Genomic DNA, 10029 nt, shown 5'->3' with positions numbered 1-10029 from the left:
AACGAGGGCTTGATTATAGTGAGACCAGTTTGTGATTTTGCTCATTGTTGTTGCACGGGCTAGTAGGATATAGATGATCTGATCACAGGCTGGCAAGATAGTTCAAACTTTTAGGAAACAACGCCTTCCTGAGGTTAAACTTTACGAATTGTCAGCTTTTCATTGAAGACTTAAGTTCTTTTCAATATTGGCTAATGGAATTAACTAATTTAAAAGTCATCATCTTGAAATATGGGCAGAAAGATAATGATTTTTTTGAAGCAGTAATAAACTCATTATCAAGAGGTAGAACCTCCCCATTAACTGTCATTTTTGAACTTCAAAAAAGAAAAGGCCCTAAAAAGATTGAGCCCACTTTCAATTTCACTTCAATCTCATCAGATAAATGTAATTTGTTCACTGCCCCAAAGATGGATATCAACCAAGGCAGACTTGAAAAATTTCTTGAGCAGAATGTACCTATAACTAATATATCAACTAAGGATTTTCAATTCTCTGGTTATTTAGAAGTAGAAAATGGAGAATGGCAATTAGATGTTAATTCACTCGTACTAGTGCAATATGAAGAGGTTATTTTTTCTTTTGAGGGTAAAGATGACGACGGAAAATTCAAATGTTCGGGTAGGTCTATCTGGAATAATGCTGAAGGAGGTTTTTACTTTGCCTCTAAATTACCTGTTAGATACTTGGATTTTAATGATGATGAGGAATATGCAAGTATTAAATTTAATAAAGTAGAAATTGATGATTTTGGAGATTGTATCGTGAGAGGTGTATGGATTCAAAACCGCGAGGAATGGATAATTGAAGGTAAACTCGCCAAAGCATAAAGCCATGTACTTACGAGGGGTTAATTTTTAGTTTTTTAAGGGAAGTGCTGCTTCCCTTAAAACATGCCATTTAAGAACCTGTAACAGACTCTTTGTGAATACAATTTAGTTTAACTATGATTTACTCAAAGAGTTTAAACTCCCAAGCAACAGTCCTTAAAAGGATTATGAACGCCTTAAGCCATTTACTCTTCGCTGTATAGGCTTAAACCGTTCTGACTAGTATAGAAAATGTCATTTAAACCTGCCCCCCAACACCTTTAAACTTTTCAACAAAAGCGGCAATTTTCTGAAAAACCGTCCGCTTCTGTGTTCGGTACTGTGGATTCAATGGGCTAAGTTTTGGCAGAGCCTCATTTAGCGCAGTGCCATTTTCAGAAGCGTACTCACGTTTGAGTGATGAGGCAATATAGCGCTTGGCAGCATCGATATTGAGCTTTTCAGAGGCGATAATGGCATCAGCTTCGCGCTTCTGCTCTGCCTGTGCGAACTTGAAGAAGGCGTCGATAATGCTGGCTTTATCATTTATCTCATCCAGGTTTGTCTGGTTAATAAAATCAACGACTAAACCCTCTTTCGCTCTATTGCCAAGGCTACTGCGGATCATACGACGAACTTCTTCAATCAAGCCCTCTTTGCTCTTGTTCTTCTTATTGTGATCAAAAATCAGTTCAAGAATGTAATCGAGGTTGATTTCTTGCGATTTAAGCAAATCAACTTCAAAGACCACATCGTCCCAGTCTACCGTTGACTTATCTTTGTCCTGACCTTCTTTATCGCGTCGCAACCAGTCGCGCGTATCGTTGTAGGTAGAGCGATAATCTTGAATAGCACGCTCGCTTGGCATATCGATGGTTTGCATTGCCTCGATGTCAGCATCATCCAGATAGTACTTTGACTTGAACGCTTCAACAGCTTGTTCATCACTGGTATCTAAGCTTTGCAGCGCTTTTAATCCAGCAAACTCATCGTAGTTTTGTAAAATATTTTCTGCTTTTAGGTATTCACCAAACAGCTTGGCAAATTCTTTTTTATCTTGTTCTTTTTCAATATTTTCTGGGTTTGGAAAACGTTCTTGCAGCTCTTTTACGATATCAACAAAACCTCGACGCGCTTGGCCAGTAGCAATATCGTTAAAGCCTTCCATGTATTCTTTGTAGCTCTTCTCCAACACCACGTTTTTGGTGTTTTTGTCACCAAACAAAGTGATAGCATCAATGGTTGCCTGCTCCAAATCCCGGAAGGTAACAATATTGCCAAAGGTCTTCGTTGCATCATAAATGCGGTTAGTGCGAGAAAACGCCTGCATCAAGCCGTGATAGCGCAAATTCTTGTCAACAAACAAAGTATTGAGCGTAGGTGCATCAAAGCCCGTTAAAAACATACCCACCACGATAAGCAGATCTATTTCTTGATTCTTCACGCGCTGGGCAAGGTCACGGTAGTAGTTCTGAAAACCATTACTGTCTACGCCATAGTTAGATTTAAACATGGCGTTGTAATCGTTAATCGCGGTGCTCAAAAACTCTTTTGCGCTGCTGTTCATGGCACTAACTTCAAAACTCTCATCTAAAATATCACCAATGGCGTCTTGCTCTTCATTGGCTGCAAATGAGAAGATAGTCGCGATGCGCAGAGGTTTACTTGTAGGTCCACTTTCGGCCTCGGCCTGCAATGTTTTGAAGGTTTCATAGTAGGCTTTCGCTGCATCAACACTACTGACCGCACACATAGCGTTAAACCCTTTGGCACCAGAATAGGCTCGATGCGTTTTCTGGTTAAAATGGTTCAGAATATACTGCGAGATTTCACGAATGCGCATCGGGTGTAAGAACGCTTTCTTGTTCTCTGCGGCACTGAGCTTCTTTTCATCCTGCTCAGTCTCAATGCGCTTAAATTGCGGACGAACATCGTTATAGTCCACTTTGAACTTGAGTACTTTTTCATCACGAATGGCATCAGTGATCACATACGTGTGCAACTGCTGGCCAAACACGCTGCCCGTGGTTTCAGCACCCAAGGCGTTTTCAGGGAAAATTGGCGTACCGGTAAAGCCAAACTGGTAGTACTTTTTGAATTTCTTCTTCAGGTTTTTCTGCGCTTCACCGAACTGGCTTCGATGACACTCATCAAAAATAAAAACCACTTGCTTGTTGTAGATTGCTAAATCGCTTTCACTTTTGATTAAGTTGTTGAGCTTTTGGATTGTGGTGACGACAATCTTGTTATCGTCTTTATCCAGATTACTCTTAAGCCCTGCGGTACTGTCTGAACCGTTCACACTATCAGGTGAGAAGCGCTGATACTCTTTCATCGTCTGATAGTCGAGGTCTTTTCGGTCCACCACAAAGAAGACTTTATCTATACAGTCTAAATCGGTGGCCAAACGTGCCGCTTTAAAGCTAGTGAGTGTTTTTCCTGAGCCAGTGGTGTGCCAAATGTATCCACCGCTCTCGGTGTTGCTCCAGTTCTTAGCGTTAAACGCGCTCTTTATCTTCCATAAAATGCGCTCAGTGGCCGCAATCTGGTAGGGGCGCATTACAAGTAAGGTATTGCTGACGTCAAACACCGAGTAACGCAAGATCACTTCAAGCAAGGTCTCTTTCTGGAAGAAGGTGGCGGTAAAGTCTTTTAAATCCTTGATCAGCGTATTGTCTGACTTCGCCCAGTTCATCGTAAAGTCGAAGCTGTTTTTGTCGCGCTTCGTGGTATTGGCAAAATAGCGCGTGTCGGTGCCATTAGAGATCACAAACAGCTGCAAGAACTTGTACAACGAGTTCTCGCTATTAAAGCTTTCTTTGCTGTAGCGATGTATTTGATTAAACGCCTCACGGATTGCCACACCACGCTTTTTCAGTTCAATTTGCACCAAAGGCAAACCATTGACCAAAATCGTCACATCATAACGGTTAGTATGGCTGCCTGCCTGTCCGGCAGACTGGCCCGTTTGCTCAAACTGCTTAATCACCTGCACTTTGTTACGAGCAATGGTCTTCTTGTCGAACAGGTAAATGTTTTCTATATGGCCATCATCAAAGACAAAATCGAAGATATAGTCACTGTGCACCTTGCGAGTTTTATCAAGTATATTATCGCTTGGGGTGTTTAAGTATTGCTCGCAAAAACGAGCCCACTCGGCATCGGTAAACTCAACCTTATTAAGGGCTTGTAGCTGCTTACGCACATTCGCCATCATGGCGTCTGGCGTCGTTAGCGCAGGCACATACTCATAGCCCTGGTTGCTTAGGTCCTGGATCAGCTCACGTTCTAAATCGGCTTCGCTTTGAAAACTTTCATTAACTTGCCAGGCTTTAGTGTATTTATCTAACACAATAAAGTTATTCGATTCTGCCACCGTTTTATACGTCGTCATTCGTTTACATCCTTTTCTTTTGGTTAGCAGTGGTGTTTTCCAAAATGGAAATAGCCACAGCATCGCATTATGAAGTAACTTGCCAGTGGCCGGTTTTATCTGAGCCTATTCGGGTTAACTTGCCTTCTTTTTGCAGCTTGCTAATGGCACGGCCAATGGTTCTCACGTCTTTATTCAAGGTATCAGCGAGTTGTTGTCGGGTTAGCTCGGGCGTGTTACTGAGCAATGCTAAAATAGCCTCAGGCGTTTTAAGGCCCGTTACATTGATAAGGGTATTTACAGGGGCGTTTTCACCTTCTTTTAGAGGGGCATTTACAGAGGCATTTTGCGCCAGCGTTTGCTGAATAACCGACAACATAAAATGAATAAACGGCGTACTGTCTGCTTGGTTATCGGCCTGCTCTAGGGCGTGATAATAGGCTTGCTGATGGTCTTTAATCACACTTTCTAGCGGCAAAGATAAAAACAACGGATGCCACTTGGATAAAATCAGCGTTTGCCATAACCGCCCCATTCGGCCGTTACCATCGGCAAAGGGGTGAATAAACTCAAATTCGTAATGAAATACACAACTGGCGATCAATGGGTGATCTTTTGTTTGCTTAAGCCATTGGATTAAATCAGCCATTAAACCGGATACCTGATGCGCAGGCGGCGCAACATGGTGCACCACACCACCTTTATGGATACCCACGCTTTTACTGCGAAACTCACCGGCATTCACAAGAATATCTGACAGCATTAAACCGTGAGCCGTGAGTAAATCGGAAATCTCGCTGGGTGTGAATGCAGGCAGTGCATCATAAGCGGCAATCGCGCCTTTTACCTCGGCCAGCTCACGCACGCTGCCCAGCACAGGCTTACCCTCAACAATGGCGGTAATTTGTTCTTCAGTTAAGCTATTGCCTTCAATCGCCAGCGTGCCGGTGATGGTTTTGATGCGGTTTTGCTTGCGCAGTTGCGGCGAGGCATTGAGCTGGCTGGCATTTAATTCACCCACCTGCTGGCTGATTTGCGCCACCAAGTTCAAAATATCGGTGGTGATGGTAAAAGGTGGTTGATAGGCCATTAGGCTGCCTCATCTGAATGAGATTTCGGCCCGCCTGCCGGACTGGCAGGGAAGCTCAACAACAGGTCACGATAATACTCGTATTGTTTTTGGCGTAACTCGATTTCGCGAGGGAGACCTTCTTGCAGCGAAGTTGTTAAGGTGTCGAATTTATCCAAAAGACTGATAATACGAGCTTGCTCATCAAGTGTTGGTAAAGGAATCTTAATTTCATTCAAAATCGCCTGCGTAAGGCTTGGTCTACCTGACCCAGTATCTAATTGCATCATGTCAATAGTTGTCATGAAATAATAAAAGAATTTTGGAATGATTTTATCTAAGTCTAATTCTGTGTAGTAAATCGTATCAACATTCCAGAAGGGCTCATCTACATAAAAAATATTAGTTATAGAGCCTTTTCTTGGTATTAATACAGTTGGTTTGTTGTAAGCAAAAGTATCCACATACTGCATGATTCCGCCAGAGCCATAAACAGGGATGTTGCCCGCTCCCAACTTCTTCCAATCTTTGCCGTTTTTGATATTGGCTACTGTACTTAATTTTACCCACTCAACTTCACCCTCTCCTGCCTGATCGGCAGACAGGTCAAAACTTAGCAACTGGTCGCGGTAGTAGTTGTATTGTTTTTTCCGTAGGTTAAGCTCGGCGGTCAGCTCGGCGGTCAGCTCGGCGGTCATGGTGGTAAATGCGTCCAGAATGCGTACAATTTCAGCTTGTATTGTCAGCGATTTTTCTGGGTTATCTGGGCATGGGATGGGCACGAGAAATTTATCAGTATCTGGCGTTGCAATTTGAGGCATTTGCATTCGGCTACCGATGCCTTGAAAGTGGCGTTCATGCAATTTCAAAAAATGGTATATAAACTTAATATGGATCGCATTATTATCCGAGTAATATGACCACATTTCATTTTTATGTGAGAACGGTTTTTCGTAATACTCGAACTCAATTACACCTCGGGACTTTACAATAATGGACGGCTCTCGATTTACATCCTTTTCAGGTATATCTTCAAAACCCACAAAGGCAACAGTTTTACCTCCTGCAAAAATCTTTAATGGCGCTCCATCTTTGTGAAGGGTTTTCATCTGTCCGGCCGTTATTTTTGTCCCCTTAGTGCGCACCAGAACATCTTTCAATGGCAGCCACTCAACTTCAACCCCATCAAATAGCTTCTCTAAATAACTCAAATTACTCATGCCTCAACCTCCTCACCTTCAATCTCTGCCACAATGGCATCAATATCACTGCGAAGCGCATCAATTTTAGCAACGGTGGTTTTAAGTTCGGCATTAAGCTCAGTAATGTCCACTAGCTCGCGAGTGTCCTCGGCTTCCACATAACTACTTACCGATAGGTTATAGCTATTGCCTGCGATAACATCCAAATCTACCGATTTAGCAAAGTGTTCCACGTTCTCTTTGCTGGCAAACACTTTCATGATTTGCTGAATATGACCCGGATTTTTTTCGTCGTCGTTATCCGTTAACACGTTGTTATTGGTTTCTTTTTTAAATAGGCCACTGGCATCGATAAACTGGGTAGTAGTGTCGCTTTTGTGTTTTGACAGTACCAAGATATTTACCGCAATGGTGGTGCCAAAGAACAGGTTTGGTGCAAGTGAAATCACGGTTTCAACGTAGTTATTATCTACAAGGTATTGGCGAATTTTTTGCTCAGCACCACCACGGTAAAAAATACCGGGGAAGCAAACAATGGCTGCACGACCTTTGCTTGATAGGTAACTCAGTGCATGCAGCACAAAGGCAAAGTCGGCTTTTGATTTAGGCGCAAGTACGCCTGCGGGCGCAAAGCGGTCATCGTTGATTAGGGTTGGGTCGTCGCTACCAATCCATTTCACTGAATAAGGCGGGTTAGAGACAATGGCATCAAACGGCTTGTCGTCTAAAAAATGTGGCTCTGTTAAGGTATCACCCAACTGAATATTAAACTTGTCGTAGTTAATGTTGTGCAAAAACATATTCATACGCGCTAAGTTGTAAGTAGTGTGGTTGAGCTCTTGGCCAAAAAAACCATCTTCAATGATATGCGCATCAAAGTGCTTTTTAGCTTGTAAAAGCAACGAGCCCGAACCCGCCGCAGGGTCATAGATTTTATTGACGCTGGTTTGGCCGTGCATGGCCAGCTGTGCGATCAATTTTGAAACGTGCTGAGGGGTGAAAAATTCGCCACCGGATTTACCCGCATTGGCGGCATAGTTTGAAATCAGGAATTCGTAGGCATCCCCAAACAAGTCTATTTGGTTGTCTTCAAACTCACCGAAAGAAAGCTCAGACACTCGTTTTAATACCTTTGCTAAACGATCGTTTTTTGCAGTAACCGTATTACCTAAACGATTGCTGGTGGTATCAAAATCCGCAAACAAGCCTTTGATGTCTTTTTCTGAATCATAACCATTGGCTGAGTTTTCGATTGCAGCAAAAATTGCAGCCAAATCCGTATTTAAATTTTCGTTTTTGTGTGCATTAGCCGCTACATTGCTAAACAACTGGCTAGGGTAAAGAAAATAGCCTTTGGTTTTAATGGCATCATCTTTGGCAAATTGGATGTTTTCATCATCGTCAGACATGGCGGCATAGTTAACACTCTCGTCACCGCCTGTGATGTAGTTGACAAAGTTTTCACTGATAAAGCGGTAGAACAGCGTACCCAGTACATATTGCTTAAAATCCCAGCCATCCACTGAGCCTCGGACATCGTTGGCAATCGCCCATATTTGGCGTTGAAGTTCGGCACGTTGTTGTAAACTTGTCATCAATAAATTCCCTTAAGGCATATTATCTTTTATCTGCACATTTTAGTAAGTGAATTAGAGTCAGCATTGACTCTAATTCACTTACCTTCAATGAAAGTTATACTATCATAAATTTTCTATAATCAATCTGCTACTTAGAGATATAAACGACTTAACTCTCTTATCGTTCACCTATTCTCTCCATTATCCAATCATCCACTTCTGACTCAACCCATGCCACCGACTTAGCCCCTAACGAGACTTGCTTAGGGAAAGTACCTTCAGCAATAAATTTATAGATACTTGAATGACCCAGTGATGTTTTTGCCATCACTTCTTTCAGTTTAATTAAACGCATGGAATTTCTCCGGTTGGTTATTAGTACATAACCTTTCCGGGACCAGTATTTTTTTATGTCTCTCAAATGAAAAACTTACACATATACATCACTAACTTGCATAAACCACTTAAGAGGAATTAATAATGCAAGGTCAACAGTCGTTATATGAATTTAAGCATCCGGTAAATGATAAACAGATACTAGAAGCTGCTGCCTACATCATCGCTCAGAAGCAGTTTAGAGATGGTGTACTAAATAGCCCTAATGATTGCGAGGAGTACTTGAAACATAAACTCGCGATACATGAGCATGAAGTTTTTGCCGTACTTTTTTTAGATAGCCAGAACCGCATACTGGAGTTTAAAGAGCTATTTAGAGGCACTATTAACGCAGCTAGTGTTTACCCTAGAGAAGTCGTTAAAGAGGTGCTGGAGCTTAATGCTGCATCCGTTATCCTAGCGCATAACCACCCTTCCGGCGTTACTACCCCATCTCAAGCAGACAAGCTTATTACTACCAAGCTTCAACAGGCACTTAACCTAATTGATGTATCAGTGCTTGATCACATCATCATTGGCGAGAGCACGTATTCATTTGCTGAACATGGTTTAATTTAAAAGGAGTTAAATATGACGTTAAAAATAGAGCAAGTAGCAGGCTTAAAAGTGCCTAACTCTTTTATTAGTGTGATTGTAAGCGCAGTTGCTAATAGAGGTGATTCTGTAGGAACAGCTAAGGCGGTTACACTTAACTTTAGAGATCCAGATTACAGCCCTGAAGCTGGAGGCTTTCACCCTGTAGAGGTTAGGTTAGAAAAGAAGGCCACCAGCTGGCAGCTTATTTATATTACTGACTTCTCGTATCAGGGCCGTCATACCCCTGAACTGATAAAAGAAATTGATGTGTGCTTCAGCATTAAGCAGGTTTATCACTTTTTAGCTGGTTGGTTGAACGCTAAGGAAGGTAAAGAGCTATTAGACCTATTCATTTCAAACTTTGTTGAGTACTACAACACAGGTTGTTATCAGGTAACTGTTACTACTGAGTAAAGGGAGGTTTTTATGGCTGAAGTACAAGCAGTTAAAGATCTTGATACAGTAAGGCTCGTTAGCTATTTACTAGAAAAGCGTTGCTCAAGACAAATGAGCCAGATATGGAATATTGGCTTAAATCTCGCGCTTAGAATATCTGACTTACTTGCAGTGAAGTTTACTGACATAAGTAACAATAGGTTGATTATTTATGAGTCAAAGACCTCGAAATTAGCTGAAATAAAGCTAAATGATAAGGCGCTTACCTTGATCAACGAAATTAAACTAACTCATCCACACCACATCTACTTATTTCAATCATACCGCAATCAACAAGCGATTAATTCAAAGCCTAGACCGCTATCACGCAGAGCTGTCACAAAAGCATTTGCGTTAGTAGGTGAAGAACTAAATATTCATTTGGGGACTCACTCAATGCGTAAAACACGCGGTTATCACTTGTATCAGAAAACCCATGACATCGCCCGAGTAATGAAAATGCTCCGCCATAGCTCCGAAGCAACCACACTTCGTTACATAGGCATAACACAGGAGGAAATAGACAAAGACTTTGAAGAACTAGAGCTATAAACCCTAACAGCACCATTCTGGTGCTCGTGTTACTTAACTA

9 protein-coding genes are annotated in these 10029 nt (G+C 41.9%); 4 read left to right on the top strand and 5 right to left on the bottom strand.

The window, feature by feature from the left end:
- Positions 1–194: 194 nt before the first annotated feature.
- Positions 195–830, top strand: coding sequence for a hypothetical protein (locus tag L1266_RS19620; protein WP_235378187.1), 636 nt, complete (start codon positions 195–197; stop codon positions 828–830).
- A 238-nt stretch (positions 831–1068) separates the two neighbouring features.
- On the opposite strand, the gene L1266_RS19615 is transcribed toward L1266_RS19620, so the two are convergent.
- The 5 genes from L1266_RS19615 to L1266_RS19595 all read right to left on the bottom strand — a co-directional run bounded on the left by L1266_RS19615 (position 1069) and on the right by L1266_RS19595 (position 8385).
- Positions 1069–4203 (bottom strand): HsdR family type I site-specific deoxyribonuclease, encoded by a 3135-nt coding sequence (locus L1266_RS19615; protein ID WP_235378186.1) that lies wholly within the window; start codon positions 4201–4203, stop codon positions 1069–1071.
- 67 nt (positions 4204–4270) lie between these two features.
- Positions 4271–5272, bottom strand: coding sequence for a Fic family protein (locus L1266_RS19610; protein WP_235378185.1), 1002 nt, complete (start codon positions 5270–5272; stop codon positions 4271–4273).
- Positions 5272–6471, bottom strand: a complete 1200-nt coding sequence (locus L1266_RS19605) for a restriction endonuclease subunit S (RefSeq protein ID WP_235378184.1) — start codon at positions 6469–6471, stop codon at positions 5272–5274. The genes L1266_RS19610 and L1266_RS19605 overlap by 1 nt, the downstream gene beginning before the upstream one ends.
- Positions 6468–8048, bottom strand: coding sequence for a type I restriction-modification system subunit M (locus L1266_RS19600; RefSeq protein ID WP_235378183.1), 1581 nt, complete (start codon positions 8046–8048; stop codon positions 6468–6470). The genes L1266_RS19605 and L1266_RS19600 overlap by 4 nt, the downstream gene beginning before the upstream one ends.
- Positions 8049–8208: 160 nt before the next feature.
- Positions 8209–8385, bottom strand: coding sequence for an AlpA family transcriptional regulator (locus tag L1266_RS19595; protein ID WP_175079437.1), 177 nt, complete (start codon positions 8383–8385; stop codon positions 8209–8211).
- Positions 8386–8510: 125 nt separating this feature from the next.
- On the opposite strand from L1266_RS19595, the gene radC reads away from it, so the two are divergent.
- Genes radC through L1266_RS19580 form a run of 3 tightly spaced genes read left to right on the top strand, consistent with a single transcriptional unit; the run spans position 8511 to position 9989 of the window.
- Complete coding sequence (gene radC / locus L1266_RS19590; RefSeq protein WP_036973948.1) at positions 8511–8984, top strand: RadC family protein; 474 nt, start codon at positions 8511–8513, stop codon at positions 8982–8984.
- 12 nt (positions 8985–8996) lie between these two features.
- On the top strand, positions 8997–9416 hold the full coding sequence (locus L1266_RS19585) for a DUF2787 domain-containing protein (protein WP_235378182.1): 420 nt from the start codon (positions 8997–8999) through the stop codon (positions 9414–9416).
- 12 nt (positions 9417–9428) lie between these two features.
- Positions 9429–9989: a tyrosine-type recombinase/integrase gene (locus tag L1266_RS19580; protein ID WP_036973950.1), complete on the top strand. Its 561-nt coding sequence runs from the start codon at positions 9429–9431 to the stop codon at positions 9987–9989.
- The last annotated feature ends 40 nt before the right edge of the window (positions 9990–10029 follow it).

It is taken from the genome of Pseudoalteromonas sp. Cn5-37 (assembly GCF_021532495.1).
GTDB lineage: Bacteria > Pseudomonadota > Gammaproteobacteria > Enterobacterales > Alteromonadaceae > Pseudoalteromonas > Pseudoalteromonas simplex.
The sequence above is the reverse complement of the archived record's forward strand: the minus strand, read 5'-3'. Positions and strand labels throughout refer to the sequence as shown.